Raw genomic sequence first — 26911 nt, forward strand, 5'->3', positions numbered from 1 at the left:
GATCCTCCTGCCCGAACGGGTCATTGAGAAGCTTGAAGCCTGGTTGCCTGCCCTAAGCCCGACCATTCTTCCAGAGCGACGATTTCCAAGGCCGCATTCCAGAAATTGTCGATGCGTGGACTATTGCCGCCTTCCCTTCTGACAAGATGCAGTTCGGTCGCCGCCATGGGATCGTCGATCGGCTTGTAGACGACGCCGGGAATCTGCATGCATTGCAGCGAGGATGGGACGATGGCGACGCCCGCGCCAGCGGCGACCAGACCTATCATCAGCGAGGGTTCATAGGCTTCGTGTGCGACCCTAGGCGCGAAACCCGCCTTTTCGCAGAGCGAGAAAATCTGCGTGTAGATGCCCACCTCCCGATCCATGCTCTGCGGATAAGTGATGAAGGGATTGCCCCTGAGATGCGCCAGATTAACCTTGTCGGCATCGGCAAGTTCGTGCGTCCGGTGCATCGCCAGCACCAGGGAAGCGGAGTGGAGGCGCGTGGTGATGAGGCCGGGCGCAACCTCGAAAGGCCAGCGGAGCAGGCCGATATCGAGATCGCCCTTCGTCAGCGCCGCAATCTGTGGGCCGCTGGGCAGGCTGGAAAGGAGCAGGTTCACCTTCGGCCAGGTCTCACGGTAGCTGTGCACGATCCGATGGAAGAAGGAATGGAAGGAGGTGGAGATGGTGAACGCGACCCGCAAAGTTCCCGCAGCGCCTGCCGCCATGTCATGCATGTCGACTTGGGTGCGGTCGAACAGGTCGAGTATCTGGCGCGCCCGTTCGAGAAGCGCCGATCCCGCTTCGGTCAGGGCCACATGGCGCGTGGACCGATTGAACAGCGGAAGTCCGAGTTCTTCCTCCAGCGATTTGATGTGAAAGCTGAGGGGCGGTTGGCTGACATGCAGGCGCTCCGACGCCTTGCGGAAATTCAGTTCCTCCGCGACCGCGACGAAATAGCGTATCTGCAGCAGATTCATGCTGCCGGACTCTGGCATCGGGAGGGCGGAGTCAATCGGCGCGCGACGCCCCCCCTTGCCCCCGCGATGCTGTTGCCCGGCTTCAGCACGGCCGGACCATGTCGCGTACCAACTGCGCCGGGTCGGCCGCGCCCGCGACGCGCATGGCGGTGGTGAACTCGCGGCGCAGTATCTCTATCACCTTGTCGACCCCGGCTTCGCCACTTGCCGCAAGCCCGAAGAGATAGCCGCGACCCGACAGCGTGGCCCGCGCGCCCAGAGCGAGCGCCTTAACCATCGCGCCGCCGCGCCGGATGCCGCTGCCCAGCAATATTTCGGCCTTGTCCCCGACCGCGTCGATGATTGCCGGCAACATGGATATGGAAGAAGCAGAGCCATCGAGAGATAGGCCGCCATGATTGCACACGACGATGGCGGTCGCGCCTGCCTCGACGGCGCGGCGCGCATCTTCTGGATTGAGGATGCCCTTGACCACGAACGGGCCGTTCCAGCGCTGACGCAGACGCGCCAGATCGTCCCAGGTAAAATCCTTGCGGATCACGCGATTGAGGCCATCTTCGCCGAAGGCGTGGCCGCGTTCCGCAAACTGCCGTACGATCGGGGGTATTTTCTTCGCGCCCATGTTCCGCTGGCGCCAGAGCCAGGCCGGGCGCCGAAGTAAATGGCAGGTGGTGCCGAGCGGCGGGCGGCGATCCAGCGTCATCCGCCAGCGCTCCAGCTTTTCCAGCGGCGAAAAGACCGGCGTGTCGACCGTCACGCACAATGCCGCATAGCCAGCGGCGGCCGCCCGATCGACCAGGTCGTGCATGATATAATCGTCGATCAGCCCGTAGAGCTGGAACAGCCGCGCGCCTTCGCCAACGGAGGCGACATCCTCGATAGAGGCGTTGGCGAAGCAGGAAAGTCCGTAGATGATGCCGCCCCGCGCCGCCGCGCGGGCGGCAGCCAATTCCCCGTCTGGCCACAATATGCCCTGCCAGCCCGTTGGCGACAGGATCAAGGGGAAGCTGATCTCGCGCCCCAGCACGCGCACCGCCGTGCTGTGGACGTCGACATTACGCAGCGCGCGCGGGACCAGCGGGACCTTTTCGAAATCGTCGATATTGTGTCGGTAGGTAATGCCGTCACCCACGCCATCCGACATGGAATCGAACAATGGCGGCGGCAATCGTCGTTCGGCCAGACGACGAACCTGTTCGATGCTGAGGCAATGGTCGAGTTGCATATCAGTCTTCACCGTCATGCCCCTGCTTCCGCAGGCGGCGAAAGTGCCTCCGTCAGGCGCGCGACCACGCTGTTGTCGACATATTCGTGGATGCTCAGAATATGCCCTGCCCGCACGGTGAAGAAAATGGCGACCGGAAATTCGAAATGCTGTCCGTCAGGCAGGTCCATATGCACGCGGCAGCGCACGCTGCCCTTGTCTTCGGCTATGACACGGTCGACGATTTCGTGGCGTATATTCGTCCGCCCGGCCACATATTCGAGATGGGGAATGTTCTCGCTCTTCGACTGGACATGCTCGTTGTGGCTCTGCCAGATACGGATGTCATCGTCATAAAGGTCAATCACGCCGACAAAGTCCCGCGCCGCTATACGTGAATAAAAGGCATTGATGACGTCTGCGGTGTTCATGCGCATTTCCTCAGGCCGCGTCGATGAAGGAAGCCGCCTGCACGCCGCTGTCCGGCATGTCGACTATGTCGCCCATGGCATCGCGCAGGATCGCGACGGCGTCGCCGTCCAGCGCATGCACCCGCAGCGCCACGAAATTGTCAGGCCTGACCAGGATTGCCCCGGTTTCCGAAATCCCTTTTACGGCATCCCAATGCCCATTGGGGTCCGCGAAGGGACAACCGACCCCGACCTGCACCACCCGGATTTCGATGCCGATATCCTGGGCGACCACCTGCGCCGCATCGGCCCAGGCCGATCCGTCCTGCCCGGCGATCAGACAGAATTGCCGGGACGATCCGGTCAGGTCGAGCGTGGAGACTCGCCCGCCGGTGCCGTTGAGCCATGCATGGGGCAGGCGATGGCCGGGCCGCGTGACCGGCCTGTATTCGCAAGCCATCGGGTCGGTTTCCGGCATCGGCGTGCCGTCCGGTACAAAGGCGCCTTCGGGATAATAGGTGCCCAGTTCGATATCGAGCGCGCCGAATTCGGTGCGAAGCGTGCCCATCAGTTCGCGGCCACGGGCACGCAACGTGCGCCCGAACGGCGTGTCGGCCAGATATTCGGCGAGCGCGGCCCGCTTCTGCGCGCTCGTCGCTGCAGGCGGAAAGCCGAAGCTGAGGTCGATCACGGCATGGGTGAGGAAGGTGAAGAGCGCCCAGTCGGCTGTCCGCAGATCGGCGGCGCGCCTTTCCTCTCCATAGCTGTCGAGCAGCGCCGGTCCGGCTTTCTCCTGCAGCACCGCCGCCAGCTTCCAGCAGAGATTGTGTACGTCCTGAAGACCTGAATTGAGGCCCAGGCCAGCGGTCGGCACATGCTGATGTGCGGCATCGCCGACCAGCAAGATACGTCCCTCGCTAAAACGCTCGGCGACAATCCTTTGCGCGCTCCACTCACTGATCGATCCCGTGCTGGTCAACGGATGAATGACGGGATCGAGATCGGGAATATTGAGAATGGAGCGCAGGGCAGGGACGATCCCTTCCTCCGACAGGCGGAAGGGGTCGTCGGGCCGATAAGCGAAGAAAAAGGCCCAGTTTTCGCATTTTGGACCCCAGCTCGGTCCCATGGGCAGCAACGCGCCCCATTGGAACGGCCCGTCGAAATCGATCACATGGGTGATCATGGCATCGCCGGGCAGATAGGCCGACAGGTCGGCGGTCATGTGGATGCTGCACAGGGTCGCCATGTTGCGCGGCCCCTCCATGGCGATGCCCAGTTCGGAAATGATTGACCGGCCGCCATCGGCCGCGATCATGTAGCGCGCGGCGACCTGATAGACGCTATCCCCCTCCATATCCTTGATCGTGGCGACGACGCCATCCTGGTCCTGGGTAAAGCGCGTCAGTTCATGCAGGCGGCGGATCGATCCCTGCTCGCGCGCGCGCGCATGCCGTTCCAGGATCGGTTCAAGCATGGTCTGGGGAATATGCGCTGTCGGTCCGGGCGATGCCCGGTCGGAAACCGCGCGCTGCGTGCCGCCGCCAAAGGCGTCGAAGGTGATCAGGTCCTTGCGATCCAGCGGTCCGTCGCCGCCCAGGCTGGTCACGTAGCGGACCGTGGTGTTCGCCGCCGGCATGGCGACGCGATAGACATCGCGGTCTATGCCATGCTGCCGCAACAGTTCCATCGTCTGCTGGTTGAGATAATGGGCCTTGGGAATGGCAGAAATCTTCTCGCGCCTTTCGACGAGGATATTGGGGATGCCTAGGTCGGACAGCATCAACGACGCGGCCATGCCGGTAGGCCCGCCGCCGACGATCAATACATCCACGTCCTCACGCTTCATCATCTTCTCCAAATCGTTTCCCACCCGTCAAACAGGTGCCGGGGCAAGGTTTGCTAGTCGGCGAGCAGCGCGCCGATCGCCGCAGCGACGCTGCTGTCGACAAATTCGTGAATCCGGTAAATCCGGCCGTCACGAACCGCGATCGACATGCCGGAATGGAATTCGATGGCGATGCCATCGGGCACGGCGATTCGTACATGGCACCGCTGATAACAGCGATCGCCGTCGCCGAACTGCTCTTCAATTTCATGATCTATGCCGCCGAGCGCAGACAATAGACGCAGCTGTTCGAGCGTCTTTGCCTTGTCCATCGTGCCGGGGACGCAACTCTGCCAGACGGAAAGATCGTCATGGTAGAGCACTTCCAGCCGTGCGACATCGTTCGCCCGGACCGCCGCGAAGAAATTATTGGCAATGTCGATTGCACTCATTGCTGACCTTCCACATCCCTGAGGGAAGGTCCGCCCCGCCAAGCCGGGATCATTGCTGTCCCGGCTCAGGCCAGATCCTGTCCCGCGACGGCCGGTTGAGTCCGCCCGACATTTTCTTCACAGCAATGTGACTCTACCGCCGCGAGGAAACCAATATAAATTACGCAGTCATTGATCTGATATTCAGATCAATGATGCCCGCGCGGCGGAGGTCAGGAACAGCGTATCGATGCCCGTGAGCAACATCGCATAGCCCTTGCCAACCATCTGCGCGATTGTCAGGCCGGGATAGACGGGTGCTCCCATATATTTGCCCGACGCCTTGATAATCGCTTCGCATTCTGCCACCGCCCCAAGCAGTTCGGCGTCCTGGAACTGGCCCAGCCTGCCCATGGAAGCCGAAAGGTCCCTGGCGCCGATGAATATGGCATCGATCCCCGGAACGGCCGCGATCTCGCGAAGATTGCGCACGGCCTGCAGCGTTTCGATGGCGATGATGAGCATGACCCGGTCCGCTATGCGGTCGCCCTGGTCCGGACCCAGGCCCAGATGGGCTGCGCGAGTTCCGCCCCCTGCCCCGCGCTCGCCATCCGGCGGATAGCGGCACGCCTTCACAAAAGCTTCGGCCTGATCCGCGCTCTCTATCATCGGGCAATAGATGACCTCCACGCCGCTATCCAGAAGGCGCCGCGCATGATGCGGGTCCAGGCTGGGCATGCGTACAAGAGCGGCGGCCCCCCCCGCCTTCGCAGCGCGAAGCTGGTCGGACAATTCACCAAGCCCCGCCGGTCCATGTTCATGGTCGATGAAGATATAGTCGAAGCCGGACAGCGCGAGCAATTCTGTGACGTCCGCCGATGGCAGGAGGTGGATGCACCCCAGCGCCGTCCGGCCGCTGGCGAGCATCTGGCGCAATTTATTCTCGTCCGCCATGATTTCAGTCGAACTGATAAAGGCGGGCGGGATTGTCGACGAGGATAGCGTTGCGCCTGCTCTCATCGGGGCACCATGCCAGCAGGTTGTTGAAAAGCGTGCCGGTATCGATGCTACCCTGCGGGATATGGGGCCAGTCTGTTCCCCACAGGATGCGGTCGGGCGCGATGTCGACAAGCTGTCGGGCCATGTCGATCGTGCGTTCCGGCGAGACGGGTTTCACCCTGTAGGGCGCGGTCAGCTTGACCCAGCAATTCGACGTGCCGACGAAGGCGACGAATTCCTGGAAATGCCGATCCTCTATCCCTTCGATCTGCGACATATAGCCGAAATGGTTGATACTGACCGGCACGGGCGCGCGGCTGATTGCGGCAAACAGCCGATAGGTGATGTAACCGGGCGAATAAAGTTCGACATGCCAGCCCAGCGGCTGGGCGGCTCTGGCCGCGCGAACCAGCATGTCCTCCATATCCTGTTGGTCCATGCCGTCGTCCACGGCCTTGAAGAAATCCAGCCGCAGGCCCCTAACGCCAATTTCGTGCATGGCATCGAGCTCGCCGGCGTCAAGTGCATCGGGCATGAAGACTACGGCGCGATATGGCTGTGTCACTTTCTGCATGAGATCGAACATGCAACTATTGTCCAGGCCGTAATAGCTGGGCTGAACGAATACCATGCGCGCGATCGACAACCTGTCGGCAATGCCCAGATATTGGTTCAGCGTACCGCCCGGCCAGTCGTAACGCGCATCCGTCACTGGCGGATATTGGGAAATCGGCCCAAATACATGCATGTGGGTGTCGCACATATTGTCCGGAATAAGGAAGGTGGGCGCGGTGATCCCGTCTATCGGGCGTACGGGTTCACAGGCCCAGGGCATAGCGTTCATGAATTTGGTCCGTCATGTTCAGGGAAGCCCGCTTGCGGCGGCCTCACAGATGCTTGGAAAGGAAGTCCCTGAGGATCGCATTGGTCTCGTTTGCGCGCTCGAACATGACGTGATGACCGGCGTCCGGGATGCTTTCGACAATGGTGCCAGGGATCAGTTCGGCCACTTCGCGCATGATCGCCAGGTTGGTGCCGTCCTCGCTCCCGGCGATCATCAGGCAGGGAATATGCGCGGCAGCGATGGCCTTCACATCGGTCTTCGTGTTAATGACATCCAGCATCCAGCGCGGATCGATCCGGAAATTGAGCGATCCGATCGCGTGGAATAGGAAATAGTCCTTCGGGTCGCGCTGATAGAAGCCGTCGGCAGTCCGGTCGGAATCAAGAAAGGTCATGTAATCCGCTGCGGCTCCGGCCCGGTTCGCGGCGTTGCGCGAATGGCCACCCTCCGGCGCGGGAAGCAATCCCGCGGAGCCGGAGGTCAGGATCAGGGCGGACACGCGCTCAGGAAATCTGGATGCATATCCGGCCACAGTATAGCCGCCCATGGACTGGCCGAGCAGAGCAGTTTTTTTGATCTGGAGATGATCGAGCAGGCCGATCAGGTCATCGACGAACATCGCGGGCGAACCCTCGCGCCCGGTCGACAGGCCGAAACCGCGATGGTCGAAGGTAATGACCCGATACCGGTCCATGAGCGCATGGACCTGTTTCCACCAGGTCAGGTGGTTTGATCCACCGCCATGGGCGAGCACGACCGGTGGCCCGTCACCACGGACCTCATAATAAATCTCCGCGCCATTGATCGAAGCTAATGGCATCCCTCTCACTCCGCTCTAGCACTGGCAGGCCGGCGTCGGCCAGCAATCGTTCGGTCCATCATGTCAGGGTGAAACCTAGGCGGTCACGCTCATTCTGCTCCAATACATTTTCGGGCACGATTATTCTGGCAATCTGAACAATGTGGCGCTGTTTGCGACAGAATTTCATATTCGCCCAGGCCGCGTCCGCCATGTGGTCCGACGAATTACGGCGGCACAGGGGCACGATTAGTCCTGCATCCCTATCAATGCCGGCTCAAATTATATTGGACGCCGGATCAAAGCCGCCCTTCATTCCGACGACCTGTCGCTCGTAGCCACGCGCGGGTGGCTTCAGGCCTCTATAGCCCAAGGAAGAAGTGTCAGTTGAATCGCATCACATTAGATCAGGCCAATGCCATTATCGCCGCCGCCTTTGCCCAGGGCGTTGCATTGAAGCTGAAGCCACTGAGCATCGCCGTATTGGATGGCGGCGGCCATCTCCTTGCGTTCCAGCGTCAGGATGGCGCCTCGCTGCTGCGGCCGCAAATCGCCTGCGCGAAAGCGAGCGCCGCGCTGGGTGTGGGTATTTCATCCCGGCGGATTGGCGACATGGCGGCGGAGCGTCCGACCTTCGTCGCATCGCTGGGCGCTATCGCGCCGCATGGCGTGGTGCCAGCGGCAGGCGGCGTGATCGTGGTGGACGATGCCGGCATGCCCATAGGCGCGGTCGGGATTACCGGCGACACGTCGGATAATGACGAAGCTTGCGCACTGGCGGGTATCGCCGCCGCTGGACTGCGAGCGCAGGCCTGAGAGCCATTATTGCGTCATCACGCCCATCGATGGGCTGAGCCTAATTGCCGGGCGCGAGTTGGACCACGACCCGACGGCTCTGGGGTTCGCGCACGCCATCTTTTGTCTGGCGCGCCACCGATCGTTCGCCCACGCCGGCAATCTGGAGATCCGACACGGGCACGCCCATGGCGAGCAGGCGGCGGGCGACGCTTTCCGCGCGCATCCGGCTCAACCGCTCATTATAGGTTTCTGGGCCCAGCGCCCCGGTCAACCAACGGCCCTAAGGGTCAGGACCCATTGAAATGAGCGTTGCGATGTCATTCAGGCTCAGTGAGGAGACTGGATTTGAGCGACCTATATTGACTGACGGATGAGCAGATGGCGCGGCTTGAGCGGTATTTTCCGAAGATCCACGGTAAGCTCCGGGTTGACGATCGCCCGGTGTTGAGCGGGATCATCTTTGTAAACTGCAATGGGCTGCGCGGGCGCGATCCGCGTACGCGATCAAGCCGGAGCTTTGCTTCGGCCGCACCAGCACATCATTGGGATTTCGCCCCCGACCATAGACCCATCTGACCTGAGCGGAGGTTAATGTTTCTGCATTGCGAAAAAAGTCCGCATGCGGCGAACGGAAAAACTATCGAATTCATTACGGGTGCAACCCTATGAAAATAACCATTCTTGTGTGCTTCCATCCGCATTGTGCAACCGCAGAAACAGCGCATATTTGGCGGCTCATTTCGCAGCCGTCAGTTTTACTTTTTGCGATAAAAAGGTGGTGACGGTTCGGATAAGCACGGAAGAATGATCTCAGTCTATGCCGTCCGGATTATGATATGCCATTTATGCCGGTCCCTTCCGGCGCAACCGGATAGTCCAAGACGACCAGGAGCTTGGCCACATCTTCCAAAGGTCAAGCCGGCGTCAGGCCCTCTATTATTCGCAACGCTTTCCTTCCTCCACTGACAGCAGCGGTCGCCAGCCTCCGGTCAAAGGTGGCGAGTTGGCCGCCATGATGCGCGGCCAATGCCAGGAGATATGTATCTGTGACCTGCGCATGGGTCAGGATCTTCGCCATGTCGATCGTGCCGCTCGCAGTGATATCGATGGCATCCGGCCAGAATATATGGCCGGGAAGAGCGCACAGGCTGCGCAATATGGGCGCAATGCTTGCTGGCGAACCGGGAGAGTTGGGATATTTAGGATGCCCAACAATGCGGATCAGGCCATTTTGGGTGATCGGACAGCTTGCCCAGGACGCCGAACCTTCAGCCTCGAACCAATGATGGGCCGCTTCATGCCCAACATGGGAGGGGTCGATCAACGCGATCAGGACATTAACGTCCAGCAAAAATGTCACGGCGCCTCGTCTCGCAATGCGTTGACCATCTCCAACGTCACCAATTTCCCGGCATCCGCGCGGAGCAGCGGGATGCCATTACGCGATTTTGCTGAGGCCGGGCGACGCAGGGACTTGCGGGCAAGTTCGGAAACCACCTCCCCCAATGTGCGGTTTTGCTGGTGCGCAATCGCCTTGGCAGCGAGCAGCACGTCATCGTCGATTGCAAGCGTCGTTCTCATCTTCCATCCGTCCACGCATCAAACATCACGCATCATATCAAACGCAAGATCGGCAAGCAAATGGCCCATCTTCAACGGCGCCAGCGATGCCGAACGCCGCTTCAAGCGGCGCTAAGGAAAACATTCTCATTATAAATTCCGTATAAAATTCGGATAGTCAGGCCACGGCTCTACACTTCTCCAGTCACGATATGTGACGACATGATGAGGAGTGAAGTTATGGAACGCGACATTGACCATGAGAAGGCTCTGATCGATTTGGGCGCCGCGAGCGTTGAGACCAAGGGCATCAATGGCACTGGCGACGAAGTGCTCGGCCAAAAGCGCATGGGTCTTTCCGAGGACTAAAATCAAGGGACGCGCGGCGAGAAGGCCGCGCGTTTCCGGTGATGGCCTGTAGCTGAAAGGCACTGCACATGGTCCTCGGTTTGCGCCCTGGCGTCAGCTTCTGCGACATTGACGATCAACTGATCTTTCTTGACCTGGAGGCCGATCGCTATTTCGCCCTAGCGCCTGCCGCGCAGGAAGCCTTCAGGATGCTGTGGCACGCAAAATCCCGCCATGACCCTGACGCGGACCTTCCGCCTTCCCTGCCGATCAGCCTTCTCGACAGCAACGCCTCGACACATCCTTTACCCTGTCCCTCCCACATTCCGCAGCGGAGCATTTTGGACCGTCAGCCCGGCCGGGCAAGTCCGCTTCGACTGCTTGCCGCGCTGGCGATGCTGCTCAGCGCGCGCATGACGATCCGCTACCGCGGGCTATCGGCAGGCATCGCAGCGATTGCGGCGCGCAAAGCGAGAATGATCGAACCAATAGCCGATCATGCCGCGCTTCCGCCAATAGCCGCCGCCTTTGCCAAAAGCGCCCGCTTTATCCGCACGCATGATCAATGCCTCTCTCGCTCCATGGCGCTGGCTTCCTGTCTTGCGCGGCATGGCATCGCGGCTGACTTGGTTCTCGCGGTGCAAATGCGTCCCTTTGCCGCCCATAGTTGGGTCCAGCAGGATGCGCTGCTCCTCAACGATCGCTATGAAAATATCCGCAGCTACACGCCTATCCTGGTCATCTAATGCTGCCGCGTTTTCTTGTCCTGGCAAACGGAACGGACGTCTTTCCGTCGCTCGGACCTGACATTGCAGCGCGCATGCGAAGCATTGACCCGGGCATGCAGATCCATGTCTGGGGATCGACTATGGTCGCGGTCGCGGGCAGCCCTGTCATCCCGCTGGAACAGGGCATCATCATCGGCGCGCTTGTCGATCGCCGCTATCCGCAGACCCTTTCAAGCCTTCCAGAAAGGGAGAAGCAGGCCATAAGGCAATCGCGCGGCCTGCATCTCATCTCCTCTTATTGGGGCGGATATGTCGCCATAATCGGTAGCGCCGATGGCAAGTCGGTCGATATTGTGCGCGCGCCCTTCGGCGAACTACCATGCTATCATAAGCGATATGGGCAGGCGACGTTGCTCGCTTCTGACATGGATATGCTCGTCCTGGCGGGCATTGCCCGGCCTCCGGTCGCCTGGAGCGCCGTCGCGCACGAACTCGCCTGGCAGGACATAAGAACAGATGAGACCTGCCTTGAGGGCATCAGCGCTTTGCAAATGGGGCACCGGCTGACCATCGGCGAGGGTCTTGGACGGGTGGAACAGCTATGGTCGCCCTGGGACCATGTGATGGATCGGCATGGCAGCGCAGCTGAGGAGAGCGAACGCATAAGACAAAGCACGGGCCATTGCATCGGCGCCAGGGCCAGCCACTATGATCGGGTCCTGCTGATGCTGTCCGGCGGCATAGACTCCTCCATCGTCGCTGCAGGCCTGCACGCCTCAGGCAATGACTATCGCCTTGTAACGCTGGTCACCCGCGACCGCCACGGGGATGAGCGGGATTTCGGGCGACTGATGGCGCAGGCCGTCGGCCAGCCGCTGCATGAAGCTCTGCGCGATGTACGCCGCATAGATCCAGACCATACGGATGCGGCGCGCCTGCCAAGGCCGGCCAAGCGGATGTTCGAACAGGAATCAGCCCGGATCGCGATCGAGCAGGCGCGCAGCGTTGGCGCTCAGGCGATCTTTTCGGGCGGAGGCGGCGACAATGTCTATTGCGGCCTGCATTCTGCAGCGCCGGTTGCCGACAGGCTGCTGACTGGCGGCGTTGGACGGGAGATGTTCCGCGCCGCTCGACACCTTAGCGATATGGCAGGGGTCAGCATTGCGGCCGTCGTCCGCTCGGCCCTCAAACTTTCACTGCCGTGGAATAGGACTGGCGCCTTCAAACCAGATTTAAGCTATCTCTCTCGTGATGCCGCCGCTTTGGCATCAGCCACTCCAGCCCATCCCTGGTTTGTCCGTCCTCGCCAAGGCCTTCCAGGCAAGATGCGGCACATCAAGCTTCTCTCCTATGCGCAAAGCTATATCGATGGGCTGGACCCGCAAATGCCGATGCCGATGATCGCGCCGCTTCTTGGTCAGCCCTTGGTCGAGGCTTGTCTCTCCATACCCACCTGGCGCTGGTTTGAAGACGGCAAGAATCGCATGGTTGCAAGGCGCGCTTTTGCGCGCGAACTGCCGCCGCAAATCGCCGAACGCAGATCCAAGGGCACGACGGACAGTTTTACCGGCGAGATTTTCGAACGTCACCATGCCCGCTTGCGGGAGATATTGATGGACGGGCTGCTCGCTGCGCAGGGCATTCTCGACCGGAACGCGATCGAGGGCAGCTTTCGCTCAACCGGCACGGTCGCGCCGCCCGACACAGGACGCCTGCTTCGGCTCATCGACGTAGAGACATGGGCGCGGGCCTGGCACGGCGGTGGCGCAGGTATAACTGCGACGAATGGTTGACTTGTCCACTTAAGGGACGCGGAGGTCCGCGATTGTCATGGCGGACAGCAGCTCCGGGCGCTATCATCAATCCATAGTCCGCAGGAGGCTGTTGCCCTAACAATCCGCGGCGGAACAGGATGTGTCATGACCCAGCCACAGCTTGCTCAACAGTTCACGCATGTGCTCACGCGCCTGCCGCAATGGATACGACATGATCTCAATGTGAAGGATGATCTCGTCCGCTTGCGCGCGGAAGAAGCGGTCGCCGCCATGATTGCCGCCTCGCTGCGGCCCAATGGCGCCAATGCCCCAGGCGACATAGCCTAAGTGGTTCTCAGGCCGCCGGGAGTGCCGGCGGCTTGAGACCGAACAGGCTCAACCGTTCAGCTTATCCTTAAGAGCCTTTGCGGGAGAGAAGGCCAGCTTGCGCGAGGCTGCAATGCTGATCGTCTCGCCAGTGGCCGGATTGCGGCCGTCACGGGCGGGGCTGTCCTTGACCTTGAACTTGCCAAAGCCGTTGATCGAGATTTCCTCACCCTTAGCGGCGGCGGACGCAATCACGCCGAATGCAGCATCGAGAAATTTCTTGGCATCGCTTTTCGCGATACCTTGGTCAGCCGCAAGAGCATCAACAAGTTCAGCCTGGTTCATACAGTATCTCCATCGTCAGAATCGATGGCGAGCAGATGGCAAGCCCAGAGCGCGACGTCGAGCAGAATCGCCTAATTCCGGGCTGAACCATGGTAAATAGCTGCCGGAATCTGGCTGGAGGAAATGCGCGACCTCACTAGGGCTGAGCAGTTTCATCCCGCTTCTCGCGCATTTGAATCCAGCGCTGATATTGCTCTGCCTTGGCAGGATCCGGATCGATCCGCTTCTGAAACCAGAAGGAAAACCAGTCGAGATTGCGCACATAAATGGCTTTGCGATGGGCAGGCTGCCATTTCATATGATGTTCGTCGGGAAAGATATAAAGATCTACCGGCTGCTGCTGCTCATGGAGGGCGGTGAAGCTTTCAAGGCCCAGCAATGCCTCCTCGTTCGCCAACTGCATGAGCAAGGGACGGTTCATGGTCTTTGCGTTGAGGGCAAGCGAATAGGGCCGCCAATAATCGTCCCGCCCTTCCGATGCAAAAGGCGCTCCGGCCTCATGCTGGTCATCAGCAAAAGCAAGACCTGCATAGGTCATCGCCGTATGGGTATCGGTACAGCAGCTACTGACCGCGGCGGCAGCGAACAGCCTGCTGTTGATGAGCGCGAAACGGGTGGAGGAGGCCCCATCGCTGAGACCGGTAAGGCCGATCCTTTCTGGGTCGGCGATGCCGCGCGCGATCACCATTTCCGCGCCGACGGTCAGCGCGGAAAGCAGGCTGCGCCGATCAGCCCAGTCCTTCTGATTGGCCGTCGCAAAATCAGCCCAGCTCTTGATCCCAGGCGCCAGGATCGCAGCACTTGCAGGGCGCTCGAAACTCAGGACGGCAAATCCTTGGGCAGCGAAAAGATGGACAGGATATTCGTCGCCGGTGCCGCCGCGCAGAAAGCCATTGCTATTATATTGGACGATGATGAGCGGCAGCCGCTCTCCTTTTTTGTGGCCAGGCGGCAGGACGAGGTCGCCGCGCGCCGCCAGTCCGCGATCATTTTTCCACCGGAGCCGCTCGACAGACCCCAGCCTTATGGCCCGAAATTCAGGATTGGGATCAAAAAGCGTACGCGATTTCCCATTTTTCACGTCGACCGAAACGATATGGCGCGGCGTCACGCTATTTTCCCGAAGGCAGAGCAAAGCGTCGCCACGTAGCGCGCAGCCGGTCAGCAGGTCCGACGTCCGAAACAGCAGGCGCGGCTGCCCGCCCGGTGTCCAGCGATACAGCGCAACAGTGTCCCGCGCCCAGCCTTCACGACGCAGAAACAAGATCGTGCCGCCAACCTTCTCCCACCACAGCCCGATCATGCCGCCTTGGCACGCGCTGTCACGACAGACGATATCTCTGCCCTCGCTGTCCTGAGCATGGAGGTTGAGGGGAGAAAGGGGCGTATCGCCTTCAGGCTCGACCCAGGCGCGCCTGCCATTGGGCATTCTTGCTTGGGGAAAATCGCTACTCTGCCCGAAGGCTCCAAAGAAAGATGTCTCCTCCGCACTGGCACGCCCAACCCCACCCCTATCCGGATCGATGCTCTCTATCTGCAATGGCACAGCGCCAGCGATTTGCGGTCTTAAGCCAAGATGGGGCGCTGTTCGCCCGTCATAATGCCAGCCTCCTTCTCCCTCCTTATCGATCGCGGATTCCAGGGCGCGGGTAGCTGGGCGCGTTGCAAAAAGGAGGTTGTGGCCATTCCTGCTCCAGAGAAAAGCCTCGACATCCACCGGGGCATCGGTGACTGCCTTCGCGCCGGAGCCATCAAGTCGGGCGCGCCAAAGTTGGGTGCGGCCCTTATCCCGACGAAGATAGGCGATGGATTGCCCATCTGGCGACCATTGTGGGATTGACGGCTCTGCGACGCCGACCGGCATCCGCATGCCTCGCATGACAGTGGTGGCGATCATCAGTTCGCCCCCACTATCGATCAGCCGTGGATCGCTACGTCGATCAAGGCCCATTACGACAAGCCCGATACAATAGCTGTTTGTGGCAGGCTCGGCCCTGCGGATGAGAAAGGCGATCCTCCTTCCATCCGGAGACAGCGCCAGGGGACTGGGCTGATCGACCTGCGCCGGGTCCGGCTCGCCGATATCCCGCAGTCCAATCAGATCATCAGCCGTGATCAAGCGTTTATGCTCCACGGCCGCGATTTGAGACGGAAGCAGGTCGGAACAATGTGCGATGGCCGGCTGGGAGCCGGCCATCGCCATCAGGAGGACGATCGCGCGCAAGGGATGAGCGCGGCCGGCGGCATGGCGCTGTCGGGTCACCATGTGGTGCTGATGCCGAGGCTCAACACCCTCCCGATGGGAGAATAGTTGGTGGAGTCATAGGTGCTGTCATACATGTCATAATTGGCGATCCGCCGCGGCTTCGCATCGAAGGCATTGAGTGCTGACAGGCTGAGATCGATATTCTTCACAGCCCCCCAAAGCTGATCGAGATGGACTTGCGCGGTGAGATCGACCGTCGTCATGCCGCGGACTCGGACATCGTCGCCAACCCGATCGTCATCGACGCCGCCAATATAGTTGAGCGCGCCATTGAGGTTGAGCGAGCCGCGCCGCCAATTGAGCGATCCCCTGCCCCGCCAATGCGGCGGCGTGAACAGCACGCCCGTGCGAGGCGCTTCCGCCTGCCCTGCAATCAGTTGCTGGACGACATGGAGATAGCTGACATTGGCGCTTGCGGTCAGTTCCCCTTGCTGAAATGGGAAACGGTAGTCCAACAGAATGTCCACACCCTTGATCGTCTGGCGGCTGCTGTTCCGGTTACGGTTGTCGACGATCGCCACGACATTGGACGGATCGGCGCCATCATCGGTGAGATCTGTAAATTGCAGCGCTGAATTGATGATTCCGGCAGCCATAGCTTGGGACGGATTGAGCGTTACCAATCCGGCATAGATCGGATTGGACAGCGATTGGGTGGAGAAGGAGATGGGCGAGACGATGCGGTCAGTATAGCGGGTGTGGAAATAGCTTCGCTGCAAGCGGGTGCCCTCGATCACCGCGGGATGGATATCGATCGAGGCTGTCCATGTCTCTGCGCGCTCTGGCGTAAGGCCGGGATTGCCGCCGGATATGAGCAGCGCACTCGCGTCAGGTGCGTAACCCGTGCCGCCCAGGCTCGCTACGGGATAGAGCGAGACGGACGGCACCTGATTTTGTTGCAGGAGCGATGGCGCACGGAAGGACCGGCCCCAGCTCGCCTTGAGATCAACGTCGCGCGACGGCGCATAGATGATCCCGAATTTGGGCGTGGCCACGCTATCAATGCCGGGATAGCGCTCATATCGCACGGCACCGCTCAGATCGAGGCGATGGATGAGGCCAAGCTCCATGTCCGGCGAGACGAGCGGCACGCTGAGTTCGCCATAGCCATAATAGCTGTCCTGATCCCGGCGCACGCTGGCGACATTGTCGGCGCCGCGATCGGCATTGAGAAGATTGCGCCGATAGCCGGCGCCAATAGCGATGCGCACCCTGCCGGCTGGCAAGCGAAACAGACCGCCATCGGCGCCCAGCTCGACCGACTGCCCACTGTTGCAATAGCAGACAAATTGGGTGGCGATTTGCTCGGCGCCTTCAAAGACCCGTGAACGCAGGAATGAGCGCTCATTGCCATAGACGCCGGATAGACTGGCATTCCAATCGCCAGGCAGGGTCAGGCTAAGGCTCGGCGCAATCGCGATGGAACGGCTGGTTGAGGGCTGTTCGATATGGCTGAGCGCCAGATCGCCTTCGCTATTCAGCGGATAGTCGATCTGCGACCGGCGATGATTATAGAGCAGATCGACAGCAAAATTGAGGCTGTCGCTTAGCGCCTGATGTCCGGAAACAACGAGCGCATGGCGCTTGAGCGGCGGAAAGATGGTCAGCCCTGGATTGGCGCTGGTGAAACTGCGGTCATTGGAGCGAAGCGCTGGGCTGCGCGCAAATTCATAGGAGGCGATGATGCCGCCCGAAGCCCATCGCGTGCCGGTGGTAAGACCATAGCGCTGGTTGGACCAGTCGCCCTGCGTGGCCAGTGCGCCTTCCGCGTCGAGGCGCAGGCCGTCGAAGTCGGGTCGCAGGATGATGTTGGCGACGCCAGCGACAGCATCGGACCCGTAAAGCGCCGATGCGCCATCTGCGACGACCTCCAGGCGATCAACAGCGCCAAGCGGGATGGCAGATACATCAATACCCTGACGCGAGCCATTATAGGCAAGGCGACGACCGTTCAGCAGCGTGAGCGTTGCGTCACTGCCAAGCCCGCGCAGATTGATGGTCGTGGCGCCGCCGACATTGATGCCGCTGGCGGCTGGAACATTAGCGCCCACCCCCGGATTCTGCCCGCCGCCAAAGGCCTGCGGCAAATTCTGGACCACCTGCGCCATGCTTGTCTGACCGCTCCGCAAAAGATCCTCGCGGTCGAAGCGAATGACGGGAGAAGCAATTCGCGCGCCACGAATGCGGCTGCCGGTGACAATGATGGCCTCGCTCTGGTCGCCGACACTCTCGTCACCAAGTGATTGAACATCGCGCGCGATGATAAGGTCGCCATCGACCACGCGCGACCGAAGCCCGGATCCTCTGAGCAGGTGCGCAACGGCTTCCTCGGGAGTGAAGCGCCCGATGAGCTCAGGCGCAACTTTCCCGGTGATAAGCGGCGCCGGCGCGCCGATATTGCGTCCTGACGCCAGCGCCACAGCGCGCAAGGATGCATCGAGCGGCTGGGCCGGCAGACGATAATCCTGCTCGGCAGATGTTTGCGCCATGGCGCTGGGAGCAAGCGCGACATTGGCAATCGCCACGACTGACACGGAAGCCGCAAAAACGGCGCTACGGATGATGCTCACAAAATTTTCCCCTTTTGGCGATTTGCCGACGCGGCATCGCTTGAGGGGTTGGACAGGCCAGGGGCGATTTACCCTGGCGCTTTTTTCTCATCTTTCGCTCAGCGCATGCCGAGGACAAATCCCCCGTCCGGATCCTGTGTCAGGGTGAGGGACAGGCTTTCCGCCAAGAGGCGCGCCAAGCGCGCCGTGTCCTGCGCCTTAAACGTGCCGGTAAAGCGCAGCGCGCCGGTCGAGGCATCGGCAAGACGGATGGGATGCAGCGCATAACGATTGGCGTCTGCGATCACGTCGGAAAGCCTTGCATTTTCATAGGATAGCATGCCCGACGGCCAGCGGCTTTCTTCTCCGGAGGATGACAATGGCGGCTTCGCCGGCTCCGAAGGCGCGATAGCGGTCCATTGACCAGGCTTGAGGAATCGGCCCTTCCCCTCTCGTCCGATATGCCGCACTTCGATAGAACCCCGCAGGAGCGCAACCGAGGTGCGCAGGCCCTCAACCGTCACATCGAAAACCGTGCCATGGGCAATGACCTCGCCAGCACGGGTGCCGACGATGAACGGCCGGTCGGCATCATGCGCGACGTCGAACCGCGCCCGGCCCCGCTCAAGGATAAGACGCCGCGCCGATCCGCTATATTGGATGGCGACAAGGCTGTTTGTATCCAAAATGACCTTCGAACCATCGGGCAATGTGAACGTCCGGATTTCTCCAACCTGGCTTGCCATTTCCGCAGGTCGCGGAGATCCCAACCCAAGGAAACCGGCACGATAGAATCCAAACGCTGCCAAAAGCAGACAAATAGTCGCCGCGAGGGCCAGCAGTTTGCTCCCCCCTCTCCCGGATGGATTGCCTCCAACATGAGCTTCGGATCGATTGATTTCAGGGCGCTTCATCCGCGCCATGACGTCCCATCCGTCCAAAAGCGCGTCATAGATATCCGCGTGCCGGCTATCGGCCGTATACCAGCGCGTAAATTTCTCCTGTTCCTGCGCAGCGGGGCTTGTTCGCAACAGCGCCAGCCATGCTACAGCCTCCTCCCGTATCATCGCATCAGTGCGGGGAGACCCTTGTGGGTCGGACATTAGCGCGACCTCAAGACGCGGTCGAGATGGGCGATCGCCTTGCGCATATGCCACTCGACCCCCTTCATGCTCAAACCTTGCCGATCCGCGATATCCCGATAGCTTTGGCCGTCAACCCTGTGCGCAAGAAACACCTCGCGCGTCTTTGGCTTGAGCCGCAATAGCGCGGATTGCAGGCGGTTAAGCGTGTCGCGCGCTTCAAGCGCAGCGATAGGGTCGGGAGCGGCAACTTCCGTCTCATCAATCGGCACATGCAATGAAAGCGAGCGCTGCAGAGCTGAGTTGGCGCGATCGCGCAGGATATTTGTTGCGATTTGCTGGAGATAGGCCTCCGGATTTTCGATGACGGCGCTCGACCTGCGGACCGCGGATGCCATCCTCGCGAAGCTTTCCTGGACAAGATCATTTGTATCCTGACGATCAACCCGGCGCCCGAAAAAGCGGCGGAGCTTCGGCCCCTTTTCATGATAGAGGCCTTCCAAGGCAGCCAAAGAACCCAGCACTACTCGGTCTTCGGGCGGTAAAGGACTATCCTCGGCAAGCGGCTCTGGCGAATAATTGCCCAAATCTCCGAAATTCAGGCGCATCCGACGCCTCGGTGCGATCGCTGATCGGCATATGGGTAGGTGCAAAAATTGAATATTGGATCGAACATGCCTGCCTCGCCAAAATATCGAGGCTTCCGGCCCAAGCCGGGTGTTGAGCATGCTTGAGAACATGGCCAATGCCTTTAGCTGCAAGCAGCCTGGACATGCGCATCGGCCACCCGGCCACTATCTGTCGGATCCAATTTTCTCAAACGAGGTGCTCAACCCTCGACGCCGCAAAGCTGCGACGCCCAGCCAAAGTAATAGGGATAAAAGAAATAGCAAGACCATAAGATAGGGGCAGTATTACAACCATTTCGGGCCAATTATGTGCCTTTTGCCAAAATGAGAGAATTCGAGTTCCAACGTCGATGTTGGGCGAGTATTTCTGCAAACCGGGAAAATTTTGAATAATGCGCTATACAGTTTCGATCAGCACGGCAGCGTGGCATCGACGTCGCACACAACTACCGATGCGGTAAACAGGCAGCGCAGCTCTTTTGCGCAAAATTCGCCGCGTTTCCGAATATTTTAACTGCATGAGACCGCACATCCATGCAACAGGGCCAAGCATCCTTGCTTCATCCCCGCTCACTCATATCCACTGATGTCCGTTGGCAGTTGGATATTCCCGCTGAGCACTCCATAGCTTTGGAGATGCACGGCACATAGCAAATTACCGTACTCTGATAGAATATCTGGAGAGGTCACCTCCAGTTAGATAATCGCCAGCGAGAACGGAGAGATATACGAATGTGACCGGTCTCAGCCGATGGTGAATTTCGGCCGCAATTCAACGAGAATGCCGATATGAATGTTGACGATTTTCGTTACTTTTCTATTCGGGCACGGGAGCAGGTGAGATTGGCAAAAAGCGCCGCGACGATAAAAGTCGCGAAAATACACTATAAATCGGTCCGACTTTACACAGCCAAAGCACTCAGGGCAGAGGCTTCAGCAAGCATCGAGCCTAGATGACCTCGCTGAAAGGGTAGTTCCGGCCGCTGCACTTGACCCAGCGACTCCATAGTCCCAGGCAGCATCGACTTTTTCAGTCCTTTCCTGAACCATTCGGCGGCGGATATGCTCCAGTGCTTGGATGTAGCGCCACTGTTTCAGCTTGTCTTCATGCATAGATATCTCCGCGATCCCCCCCTTGGCCGACAATATCGCTTTAAAGCCGCCTGCAGATTGCAAAGACTGCAATCACCTTCAATTCGGCTTGTAATTCCAACAAATGCGCAGCCTAACGGCCATTTAACTGCGAAATCGGAGCCGCCGCGGATCAGGCGTTGTGGATCCCCGCCAAAAGATGAGGGTGGCCGCGACTGCGATGGCGAAAATAAGCCGGTTTGGTGTCAATCCTCGCGCAGCAACGCTGTATAGGCTCAGTCAAATCCGCGCATTTCCTCCACTTGGCCCGCTTCTCACAGATCCGGGCTATTTGGGCATGTGAACGATTTCGCCGCTCGCGCGTAGTGCGCATATGGCTAACAATATAGTAACCATCCAACGCTTCCGCGGCCAAGCCGCCACCGATTGCGAGGTGACATTTTCGGCGGTTGTGGGATGCGTACCCATCGAATTGCGCGTTCCCCGCAGACTATGGTCCAAGGCAATCCGTGAAGGTGACGGACCGTTGGATGCCGCAATCCTCCGATTACCCAAGCATGCCTATCGACTCATCGAAGCCGAAGCGGGCCTGCAAATGATGATGGGGAACTGCCCCAACGGATCGGTGCTGTCTTTGAGGTAGCGAACGACTTTTGGCCCGAATTGCAAGCCAACTTCACAATAGCGTAATTCGGCCTGATCGCCATCATTGGACGCCCAGCATCGCAATTCAGCGTGGCGCTTCCAACCCTTCATATAGCAGCCACATCTGCGCGGCGATTTTTGAGCTGAAAGCGGCCATGTCCGCCTTTCCCAACAATCCACGGACATGCGCCTTGTCATCTGCGTCTGTAACAAGCACAGCTAAACGATCTCCGGGTGCGAACGTCTGTTCAATTTGCCACATCGTTCGCCGCTCGACCGCAGGCGCCTGCCGCTTAGCCTGCGTCACATCGGACAGCAACAAAATGGGAAGGCCTGTTTCGCGGCGAGCGGCGATCTCCAGTCGTAACGCCTCATAATGTTGATCGACGTCCTGCTCGCTCCATGCGCCAGCGGCAGTTACCAGTATGATCCCGTCTTCATCGCTATAGTCTCGGCTGATCATATTCTGCCGCCCCTTGTCCCTGACCCACCTTAACACACCGGGAGAGGATTTGAACCGGCTGGCTATATGAACCTCGAAAAGAGCCAATCGCTGCCGGTGGCGCTATTTCTACGGATTTCACGCAGCCGCCCCCTGCTCTGCGGTTTTGAATGGTGCGGGGCTTTTTGATCGCTGGCCAACTAGCCCATGCTCCTGTTGAAACGACAGCACAGTTGGGCAGAAGGCGACAGGGCTGCGTTTATGATCTCGCGAACGATCGCCTTGAGAAAGCCGATGTCCTCCATCACTGGTCGACGGCCTTTTCCATCTCGATCAGTTGCAGACGGCGCTGATGTGTGTCTATGAGCAGCTGCAACCTCGGTCCCGACACATTATGAGAGGCCCAGCTCTCCCCACCAATCTTAATGGCGGAATTGCAAATAATCCGGGCGCCATCGCGCTCCTGATTACCGACAGCTTCAAGTTTCACGCAGCACTGATCCAGCGAACCAAAATAAACATGTGGGTCCATTCGCCACTGCAACGCCGCAGCCGCGCGCCAAGGTATCGTCACAATACCCTCCATCATCGAATATATGCATGACTGCCGACGCCGCTGGGTTTAGTTCGTGCTCTGATCCTCAAAACGAAGCGCCGCCCGGAGTTGTCGCAGCTTGGTACCAAGCCATGCCACGGGGTAAGCCGAGCCAACCACCGCTGCGGCGATCCCTATTTCCACCGCGCCAACGTCGCCCATCAATGGACACTTCGAGGGTCGCGAGCGCTATTGTTTCCGGTCTTCAAAACAGTCGCATAATGGTCTGCCAATGCCCGGTGGATTTTCGCGATATAAGGATCGACACAATTTTCTGCGCGAGCCAAACACTGTGCGCGGCGCTTGGAATAATATTCGCGATCATTGGAAGTCATGACAAAGCTCCCTCATCAAGCGGCAGCATTCCATTTACTGTCGGTCGACTCTTTGCTCGTGCGTATCGGGTCGATGGGCAGGATCATGACTTTCAAAAGCAATTGAGTCAAAGCTTGGCTGATACAACTAGATTAAGGTCCGGATGCAAGTCAGTTGTGACTTTTGTCATAGAAATTCAGAGCATCTCTGAGATCTTTGACCTTCTTGCGCACCCAGACAACAGGGTACATAGCGGATGAAGCAGTCACCGGAGGACATGAGACCAAGACGTTCTGAGCGTGCGCGCTGACCCGCACCATGGGCAGGCAATAACTGCTGCGAAGCCGAAAAGCGCAGCCATCGCGATGCCCAGAAATTTATTCATGCTCTGTCTAGAATAATCTGCTAAAGCCCTGCACATGCAAGAGAAAGCTGATGATCGCGATAGCGCGATCGCCTCTGTCAGCCGTCGAAGCCTGATCGGTTTCGGGGTCGCGACAGCCGCAACCTTAATGGTTCCATCCTCGCTCCCTGCCATGTCGCAGCGAGTGAAGCCGCGCCTGCGCGCGACGTTGGGCTCAGCGAAGATCACGGCCCCCGCCGGGGTTCGGCCGGAATTGTTTGCGGCAGCCATGATCGCGCTGGACCAACATGGCGCTGCGATCAAAAGGCATGATCGGATCGCGATCGCAGATTTCAGCCTCGCATCCAGCAAATCTCGGCTCCACATCGTTAATCTGAGCGACGGCCGCGTCCAAAACCTGTTTGTCGCGCATGGCAGCGGTTCGGACCCTGATCATACCGGATGGCTCAAGCGCTTCTCCAATGCGTTTGATTCCAACGCCTCTTCGCGCGGGGCTTTCGCGACATCCGACTATTATGTTGGGAAACATGGGGCGTCGCAGCGTCTGGTCGGCCTTGATCCGACCAATAGCAATGCCTTTGATCGGGCCATCGTCATTCATGGCGCCTGGTATGCAAACGCGGACATGATCGCGACCCACGGTAAGCTCGGGCGCAGTCAGGGATGCTTCGCGGTTGGAGAAAAGGATCTAGCGCCGCTCTTCGATCATCTCGGTAAGGGCCGTCTTCTCTTTGCCGCTAAGGCCTGATCGACCCGCCCTCACCCTTCTCGCAGCCTTTTGGCTCTAAGCACGTTTCCTGTCGGATAAGTCGAGAGGAGCATGTCTTTGAAATTCTATCCCTTCCTCGCCGGCGTCGTGCTGCTCGCCGGCTGCCATATTGTCTCGGACGAAGCGGCGACCAATGAAGCCAAAGGCAAGGAAGCCAAGGCAGCCCCCGCCAACAACAATCAGTCATTGAGTTTTTCCGACGCCCAGCCGGCAGCCACACCGGCGGACATGCCGCTCCTCAAAGTCCAGTTGGTGCTCGACCAGTTGCGCTTCTCGCCAGGCGTCATCGATGGGCAGGACGGGCAGTCGCTCAAGCTTGCGCTTCGCGGCTTCCAGCAGGCCCTAGGGCTGCCAGAAACCGGAGCGCTCGACGATGCAACAAAGAAAGCGCTCGCGCGCTGGCGCGATATTCCCGCACTGCGCAGAACGGCGATACCTGCGGCATTCGCCAAAGGCCCGTTCGTCCCGAATTTTCCGGGCGATGCCGAGCAGCAGGCGAAGCTGGCATTTCTCGGATATCGCGATCTCACCGAAGCGCTCGCCGAACGCTTCCATACAACGCCCGAATTGCTTGCCAAACTGAACCCGAATGTGACCTTCGCCGCGGGTACGGTGATTACCGTGCCCAATGTACGCGATGTCGATCCCAAGACACTCGGCAAGGATGAGCGCGGATGGAACCGCACATTGCAATTATTGGCTGTTGCTCCCGACCAGCCGCAGGCGGCAAAAGTGATCGTCGACAAATCGGATGGCGTGCTGCGCGCCTTCGACGAAACGGGAAAACTCATCGCCCAGTTTCCCGCAACCATGGGGAGCAGCCACGACCCACTGCCGATCGGAACATGGAAAATCCAGGGCGTCAGCCGCAATCCCGACTTTCATTATAATCCCAAACTCTTCTGGGATGTCAGCAACGCAAAGGACGATGTCATGCTAAAACCCGGTCCAAATGGACCAGTGGGTGTCGCATGGATCGACCTCTCGAAACCGCATTACGGCATCCATGGCACCAGTGAGCCGCAGACCATCGGCAGGGCGGAAAGCCATGGCTGCGTGCGCCTCACCAATTGGGATGCAGCCCGCCTGGCGCAAATGGTTAAGGTCGGAACGCCGGCGGTGTTCCAGAAATGAGCCATTGAGCGCGCGTCGCTGGATCCTCCTCATGCTGCTCTTGGGGATCGGGGTATTGATGCTGCGCTATTGCGTGGTGATCGGTCCAGCCGACGCGCCCGAAGCACCCTCTACGATTGCGGACGGCAGCCGCGAACAACATGCAGACTCTGTTTCCAACCTCCATATCCCGGTCGCTGGCGTTCAACGCGCGCAGTTGGTCGACACGTTTGGCCAGAGCCGCGAAGTGGGGCAGCGGGTTCACGATGCGATCGACATCTTGGCGGCGCGCGGTACGCCGGTCGTGGCAGCCGCCGATGGAGTCGTCGAGAAGCTGTTTGTCAGCGCCAAGGGCGGAAACACTGTTTATGTGCGCTCGCCGGACCGGCGGTGGACCTATTACTATGCCCATCTGGATCGCTACGATCCGGCGCTGAAAGAAGGGCAGCGCATCCATTCCGGCGATCCCATCGGCACGGTCGGCGCGACGGGCAACGCGCTCGCAAGCGCTCCGCATCTGCACTTCGCCGTCAATCGCATGCTTCCACGGCAGCGATGGTTTGAGGGAGAGCCGGTCAATCCCTACCCGTTGCTTATACGATAGGCCGGTTCTTGGCCAAAACAGCGGCAGTGCTTTTCCGGCCGAAAAACATTCGCCAGTCCGAGCTACCCGGCCATGGCCTGCGGCTCAGCCTGAAGCCTCGCGCGCGTGTCGAGGCGCTTCATCCTCGAAGTGAACCGAACAGACCCGCGACGTCGGGGCTCATTCTGTCATCTGTCCCACAAGCGGCCGGTGTTCGAGCCTGCAGGATGGCGGAGCGGCCTCGCCTGCGCGACCGCTTTGTGCACATTCCGCTAGAGGCCAAAAGTGACGAGCCCCCGCGCATCGATCGACCAGGCCGGGTTCCATGCGATTTCCCAGGCATTGTTGTCAGGATCGGCGACATAGCCGCGAAAACCACCATGATCGGGCGCATCGGCCGGACGCAGGACCCTGCCACCGGCGCTTTCCAAGGCAGATATGACAGCGAATACATCCTCCCGCGCGCCAACATTATGAGCCAGAGCAAAAGCGCCTGGCCGCATGAGACTGTTTGGCATCATGTCCTTTTCCAGCTCCGGACGAAGCCACGTCCCCAGCACAAAACCGTTCATCTGATAGAATGCGATTTCCGCATTCTCGAACACAGGAGCCCACCCAAATCCCTCTGAATAAAAGCGCTTCGATCGTGCGAGATCGTCGATACCCAAGGTGATGACAGAGATTTGCTGTTGCATGTTCACGCGTCCTTTAATGGCTCGAACGGAATGATCGAGCGTTACAGGCCGTGGGACTCAGCGCCGTGACGAAGGGCAGTCTCGCTTTCTCGATCATGGGACTAACACCCATGTGCCTTTTTCGACGCGGCAGATGCGGCTATCTGGGCGCATTGCCGCAATCGGAAATTGGCAATTCCGGTCTTTGCCCAAGCACGATCCCTCCTGTCACGGCTGAACCGGTCCCCTGGAATCTGTCGATCAAAGTCTAATAAATGTCGTTGCCGCAGGCCGTTTTGAGTTAGCAGAGCCCGGCCAACTGTCCCCGCTTTCGGGCTCCAACTTGAAGCATAGTAAGCATCGCCCCCGACCCTTGGGCGAGACAGTGTTACACCTTTTCGGCCAGCTTCTATCTGGGCGACATTGTTGAAGGTTGTAGATATTATGGCATCG

Annotated in this window: 27 protein-coding genes and 2 pseudogenes; 9 read left to right on the forward strand and 20 right to left on the reverse strand. The window is 59.5% G+C overall.

Annotation, left to right across the window (positions count from 1 at the left end; all coding sequences use genetic code 11):
• Positions 1–20: 20 nt before the first annotated feature.
• The 8 genes from BHQ40_RS02830 to BHQ40_RS02865 form a co-directional block, all read right to left on the reverse strand.
• The gene (locus BHQ40_RS02830; protein WP_070152234.1) at positions 21–965 is read right to left on the reverse strand and encodes a LysR substrate-binding domain-containing protein; all 945 of its coding nucleotides are present in this window, start codon (positions 963–965) and stop codon (positions 21–23) included.
• 82 nt (positions 966–1047) lie between these two features.
• Positions 1048–2208, reverse strand: a complete 1161-nt coding sequence (locus BHQ40_RS02835) for an alpha-hydroxy acid oxidase (RefSeq protein WP_070151994.1) — start codon at positions 2206–2208, stop codon at positions 1048–1050.
• Entirely contained in the window at positions 2205–2600 is a 396-nt protein-coding gene (locus BHQ40_RS02840) for a nuclear transport factor 2 family protein (RefSeq protein WP_070151998.1), read from the reverse strand. Before BHQ40_RS02840 ends, BHQ40_RS02835 begins: the two co-directional genes overlap by 4 nt.
• A gap of 10 nt (positions 2601–2610) precedes the next feature.
• On the reverse strand, positions 2611–4431 hold the full coding sequence (locus tag BHQ40_RS02845; RefSeq protein ID WP_083276655.1) for an FAD-dependent monooxygenase: 1821 nt from the start codon (positions 4429–4431) through the stop codon (positions 2611–2613).
• A 50-nt stretch (positions 4432–4481) separates the two neighbouring features.
• Positions 4482–4859, reverse strand: coding sequence for a nuclear transport factor 2 family protein (locus BHQ40_RS02850; RefSeq protein WP_070152004.1), 378 nt, complete (start codon positions 4857–4859; stop codon positions 4482–4484).
• Positions 4860–5042: 183 nt separating this feature from the next.
• The gene (locus tag BHQ40_RS02855) at positions 5043–5792 is read right to left on the reverse strand and encodes an HpcH/HpaI aldolase family protein (protein ID WP_070152007.1); all 750 of its coding nucleotides are present in this window, start codon (positions 5790–5792) and stop codon (positions 5043–5045) included.
• 4 nt (positions 5793–5796) lie between these two features.
• The gene (locus BHQ40_RS02860) at positions 5797–6681 is read right to left on the reverse strand and encodes an amidohydrolase family protein (RefSeq protein WP_083276657.1); all 885 of its coding nucleotides are present in this window, start codon (positions 6679–6681) and stop codon (positions 5797–5799) included.
• A gap of 43 nt (positions 6682–6724) precedes the next feature.
• Entirely contained in the window at positions 6725–7501 is a 777-nt protein-coding gene (locus BHQ40_RS02865) for an alpha/beta fold hydrolase (RefSeq protein ID WP_070152010.1), read from the reverse strand.
• Positions 7502–7867: 366 nt separating this feature from the next.
• On the opposite strand from BHQ40_RS02865, the gene BHQ40_RS02870 reads away from it, so the two are divergent.
• Positions 7868–8296 (forward strand): GlcG/HbpS family heme-binding protein, encoded by a 429-nt coding sequence (locus BHQ40_RS02870; RefSeq protein ID WP_070152012.1) that lies wholly within the window; start codon positions 7868–7870, stop codon positions 8294–8296.
• Between the two features lie 40 nt (positions 8297–8336).
• Here BHQ40_RS02870 and BHQ40_RS24890 read toward each other — a convergent pair whose 3' ends face one another.
• Entirely contained in the window at positions 8337–8549 is a 213-nt protein-coding gene (locus BHQ40_RS24890; protein WP_139139155.1) for an OmpA family protein, read from the reverse strand.
• 107 nt (positions 8550–8656) lie between these two features.
• Between BHQ40_RS24890 and BHQ40_RS24895 the strand changes: the two are divergent.
• Positions 8657–8770: pseudogene (locus tag BHQ40_RS24895) on the forward strand (IS5/IS1182 family transposase); the annotation flags it as partial.
• Positions 8771–9191: 421 nt separating this feature from the next.
• Here BHQ40_RS24895 and BHQ40_RS25520 read toward each other — a convergent pair.
• A complete protein-coding gene (locus BHQ40_RS25520) occupies positions 9192–9638 on the reverse strand; it encodes a TA system VapC family ribonuclease toxin (RefSeq protein ID WP_070152015.1) in 447 nt (148 codons plus the stop codon).
• Positions 9635–9859 carry a CopG family transcriptional regulator gene (locus tag BHQ40_RS25525; RefSeq protein WP_070152018.1) on the reverse strand — a complete coding sequence of 75 codons (225 nt, stop codon included), beginning with the start codon at positions 9857–9859 and terminating at the stop codon, positions 9635–9637. Before BHQ40_RS25525 ends, BHQ40_RS25520 begins: the two co-directional genes overlap by 4 nt.
• 219 nt (positions 9860–10078) lie before the next feature.
• On the opposite strand from BHQ40_RS25525, the gene BHQ40_RS26830 reads away from it, so the two are divergent.
• The 4 genes from BHQ40_RS26830 to BHQ40_RS02895 all read left to right on the forward strand — a co-directional run bounded on the left by BHQ40_RS26830 (position 10079) and on the right by BHQ40_RS02895 (position 13016).
• On the forward strand, positions 10079–10207 hold the full coding sequence (locus BHQ40_RS26830) for a benenodin family lasso peptide (protein WP_139139156.1): 129 nt from the start codon (positions 10079–10081) through the stop codon (positions 10205–10207).
• 68 nt (positions 10208–10275) lie between these two features.
• Positions 10276–10932, forward strand: coding sequence for a lasso peptide biosynthesis B2 protein (locus BHQ40_RS02885; RefSeq protein ID WP_070152022.1), 657 nt, complete (start codon positions 10276–10278; stop codon positions 10930–10932).
• Between the two features lie 74 nt (positions 10933–11006).
• Positions 11007–12707, forward strand: a complete 1701-nt coding sequence (locus tag BHQ40_RS02890; RefSeq protein ID WP_171905740.1) for an asparagine synthase-related protein — start codon at positions 11007–11009, stop codon at positions 12705–12707.
• Between the two features lie 126 nt (positions 12708–12833).
• Positions 12834–13016 carry a hypothetical protein gene (locus tag BHQ40_RS02895; RefSeq protein WP_070152029.1) on the forward strand — a complete coding sequence of 61 codons (183 nt, stop codon included), beginning with the start codon at positions 12834–12836 and terminating at the stop codon, positions 13014–13016.
• A 48-nt stretch (positions 13017–13064) separates the two neighbouring features.
• Here the strand turns inward: BHQ40_RS02895 and BHQ40_RS02900 are convergent, their stop codons facing one another.
• From BHQ40_RS02900 to BHQ40_RS02930, 8 genes and pseudogenes are all read right to left on the reverse strand, one after another.
• A complete protein-coding gene (locus BHQ40_RS02900; RefSeq protein ID WP_070152032.1) occupies positions 13065–13340 on the reverse strand; it encodes an HU family DNA-binding protein in 276 nt (91 codons plus the stop codon).
• A gap of 136 nt (positions 13341–13476) precedes the next feature.
• Positions 13477–15606, reverse strand: coding sequence for an Atxe2 family lasso peptide isopeptidase (locus BHQ40_RS02905; protein ID WP_070152035.1), 2130 nt, complete (start codon positions 15604–15606; stop codon positions 13477–13479).
• Positions 15600–18176, reverse strand: coding sequence for a TonB-dependent receptor (locus tag BHQ40_RS02910; protein ID WP_070152038.1), 2577 nt, complete (start codon positions 18174–18176; stop codon positions 15600–15602). The genes BHQ40_RS02905 and BHQ40_RS02910 overlap by 7 nt, the downstream gene beginning before the upstream one ends.
• Before the next feature lie 98 nt (positions 18177–18274).
• Positions 18275–18901: a FecR family protein gene (locus BHQ40_RS26645; protein ID WP_253183233.1), complete on the reverse strand. Its 627-nt coding sequence runs from the start codon at positions 18899–18901 to the stop codon at positions 18275–18277.
• Between the two features lie 210 nt (positions 18902–19111).
• Positions 19112–19258, reverse strand: a pseudogene (locus BHQ40_RS26920) (FecR/PupR family sigma factor regulator); the annotation flags it as partial.
• The gene (locus tag BHQ40_RS02920) at positions 19258–19845 is read right to left on the reverse strand and encodes an RNA polymerase sigma factor (protein WP_070152045.1); all 588 of its coding nucleotides are present in this window, start codon (positions 19843–19845) and stop codon (positions 19258–19260) included. The gene BHQ40_RS02920 and the pseudogene BHQ40_RS26920, both read right to left, overlap by 1 nt.
• A gap of 1843 nt (positions 19846–21688) precedes the next feature.
• A complete protein-coding gene (locus BHQ40_RS02925) occupies positions 21689–22066 on the reverse strand; it encodes a hypothetical protein (protein WP_139139157.1) in 378 nt (125 codons plus the stop codon).
• A gap of 283 nt (positions 22067–22349) precedes the next feature.
• Positions 22350–22634 (reverse strand): hypothetical protein, encoded by a 285-nt coding sequence (locus BHQ40_RS02930; RefSeq protein ID WP_070152051.1) that lies wholly within the window; start codon positions 22632–22634, stop codon positions 22350–22352.
• Between the two features lie 740 nt (positions 22635–23374).
• Between BHQ40_RS02930 and BHQ40_RS02935 the strand changes: the two genes are divergently transcribed.
• The 3 genes from BHQ40_RS02935 to BHQ40_RS02945 all read left to right on the forward strand — a co-directional run bounded on the left by BHQ40_RS02935 (position 23375) and on the right by BHQ40_RS02945 (position 25805).
• The gene (locus BHQ40_RS02935) at positions 23375–24067 is read left to right on the forward strand and encodes a murein L,D-transpeptidase catalytic domain family protein (RefSeq protein ID WP_070152054.1); all 693 of its coding nucleotides are present in this window, start codon (positions 23375–23377) and stop codon (positions 24065–24067) included.
• A gap of 72 nt (positions 24068–24139) precedes the next feature.
• Entirely contained in the window at positions 24140–25222 is a 1083-nt protein-coding gene (locus tag BHQ40_RS02940; RefSeq protein ID WP_070152057.1) for a L,D-transpeptidase family protein, read from the forward strand.
• Between the two features lie 4 nt (positions 25223–25226).
• Positions 25227–25805 (forward strand): M23 family metallopeptidase, encoded by a 579-nt coding sequence (locus tag BHQ40_RS02945; protein ID WP_354320704.1) that lies wholly within the window; start codon positions 25227–25229, stop codon positions 25803–25805.
• Between the two features lie 251 nt (positions 25806–26056).
• On the opposite strand, the gene BHQ40_RS02950 is transcribed toward BHQ40_RS02945, so the two are convergent.
• A complete protein-coding gene (locus BHQ40_RS02950) occupies positions 26057–26479 on the reverse strand; it encodes a VOC family protein (RefSeq protein WP_070152062.1) in 423 nt (140 codons plus the stop codon).
• Between the last annotated feature and the right edge of the window lie 432 nt (positions 26480–26911).

Origin of the sequence: Sphingobium phenoxybenzoativorans, from assembly GCF_001757355.1 — a bacterium.
In the GTDB taxonomy this organism is placed as follows: Bacteria; Pseudomonadota; Alphaproteobacteria; order Sphingomonadales; family Sphingomonadaceae; genus Sphingobium; species Sphingobium phenoxybenzoativorans.

Excerpts from the sequence above, each read along its gene's own strand:
- BHQ40_RS02830 (WP_070152234.1), bottom strand. The coding sequence starts at position 965 with ATGAATCTGCTGCAGATACGCTATTTCGTCGCGGTCGCGGAGGAACTG.
- BHQ40_RS02835 (WP_070151994.1), bottom strand. The coding sequence starts at position 2,208 with ATGACGGTGAAGACTGATATGCAACTCGACCATTGCCTCAGCATCGAA.
- BHQ40_RS02840 (WP_070151998.1), bottom strand. The coding sequence starts at position 2,600 with ATGAACACCGCAGACGTCATCAATGCCTTTTATTCACGTATAGCGGCG.
- BHQ40_RS02845 (WP_083276655.1), bottom strand. The coding sequence starts at position 4,431 with ATGATGAAGCGTGAGGACGTGGATGTATTGATCGTCGGCGGCGGGCCT.
- BHQ40_RS02850 (WP_070152004.1), bottom strand. The coding sequence starts at position 4,859 with ATGAGTGCAATCGACATTGCCAATAATTTCTTCGCGGCGGTCCGGGCG.
- BHQ40_RS02855 (WP_070152007.1), bottom strand. The coding sequence starts at position 5,792 with ATGGCGGACGAGAATAAATTGCGCCAGATGCTCGCCAGCGGCCGGACG.
- BHQ40_RS02860 (WP_083276657.1), bottom strand. The coding sequence starts at position 6,681 with ATGAACGCTATGCCCTGGGCCTGTGAACCCGTACGCCCGATAGACGGG.
- BHQ40_RS02865 (WP_070152010.1), bottom strand. The coding sequence starts at position 7,501 with ATGCCATTAGCTTCGATCAATGGCGCGGAGATTTATTATGAGGTCCGT.
- BHQ40_RS25525 (WP_070152018.1), bottom strand. The coding sequence starts at position 9,859 with ATGAGAACGACGCTTGCAATCGACGATGACGTGCTGCTCGCTGCCAAG.
- BHQ40_RS26830 (WP_139139156.1), top strand. The coding sequence starts at position 10,079 with ATGGAACGCGACATTGACCATGAGAAGGCTCTGATCGATTTGGGCGCC.
- BHQ40_RS02885 (WP_070152022.1), top strand. The coding sequence starts at position 10,276 with ATGGTCCTCGGTTTGCGCCCTGGCGTCAGCTTCTGCGACATTGACGAT.
- BHQ40_RS02890 (WP_171905740.1), top strand. The coding sequence starts at position 11,007 with ATGCGAAGCATTGACCCGGGCATGCAGATCCATGTCTGGGGATCGACT.
- BHQ40_RS02895 (WP_070152029.1), top strand. The coding sequence starts at position 12,834 with ATGACCCAGCCACAGCTTGCTCAACAGTTCACGCATGTGCTCACGCGC.
- BHQ40_RS02900 (WP_070152032.1), bottom strand. The coding sequence starts at position 13,340 with ATGAACCAGGCTGAACTTGTTGATGCTCTTGCGGCTGACCAAGGTATC.
- BHQ40_RS02905 (WP_070152035.1), bottom strand. The coding sequence starts at position 15,606 with ATGGTGACCCGACAGCGCCATGCCGCCGGCCGCGCTCATCCCTTGCGC.
- BHQ40_RS26645 (WP_253183233.1), bottom strand. The coding sequence starts at position 18,901 with ATGGCAAGCCAGGTTGGAGAAATCCGGACGTTCACATTGCCCGATGGT.
- BHQ40_RS02920 (WP_070152045.1), bottom strand. The coding sequence starts at position 19,845 with ATGCGCCTGAATTTCGGAGATTTGGGCAATTATTCGCCAGAGCCGCTT.
- BHQ40_RS02925 (WP_139139157.1), bottom strand. The coding sequence starts at position 22,066 with ATGATCAGCCGAGACTATAGCGATGAAGACGGGATCATACTGGTAACT.
- BHQ40_RS02930 (WP_070152051.1), bottom strand. The coding sequence starts at position 22,634 with ATGATGGAGGGTATTGTGACGATACCTTGGCGCGCGGCTGCGGCGTTG.
- BHQ40_RS02935 (WP_070152054.1), top strand. The coding sequence starts at position 23,375 with ATGCAAGAGAAAGCTGATGATCGCGATAGCGCGATCGCCTCTGTCAGC.
- BHQ40_RS02940 (WP_070152057.1), top strand. The coding sequence starts at position 24,140 with ATGTCTTTGAAATTCTATCCCTTCCTCGCCGGCGTCGTGCTGCTCGCC.
- BHQ40_RS02950 (WP_070152062.1), bottom strand. The coding sequence starts at position 26,479 with ATGCAACAGCAAATCTCTGTCATCACCTTGGGTATCGACGATCTCGCA.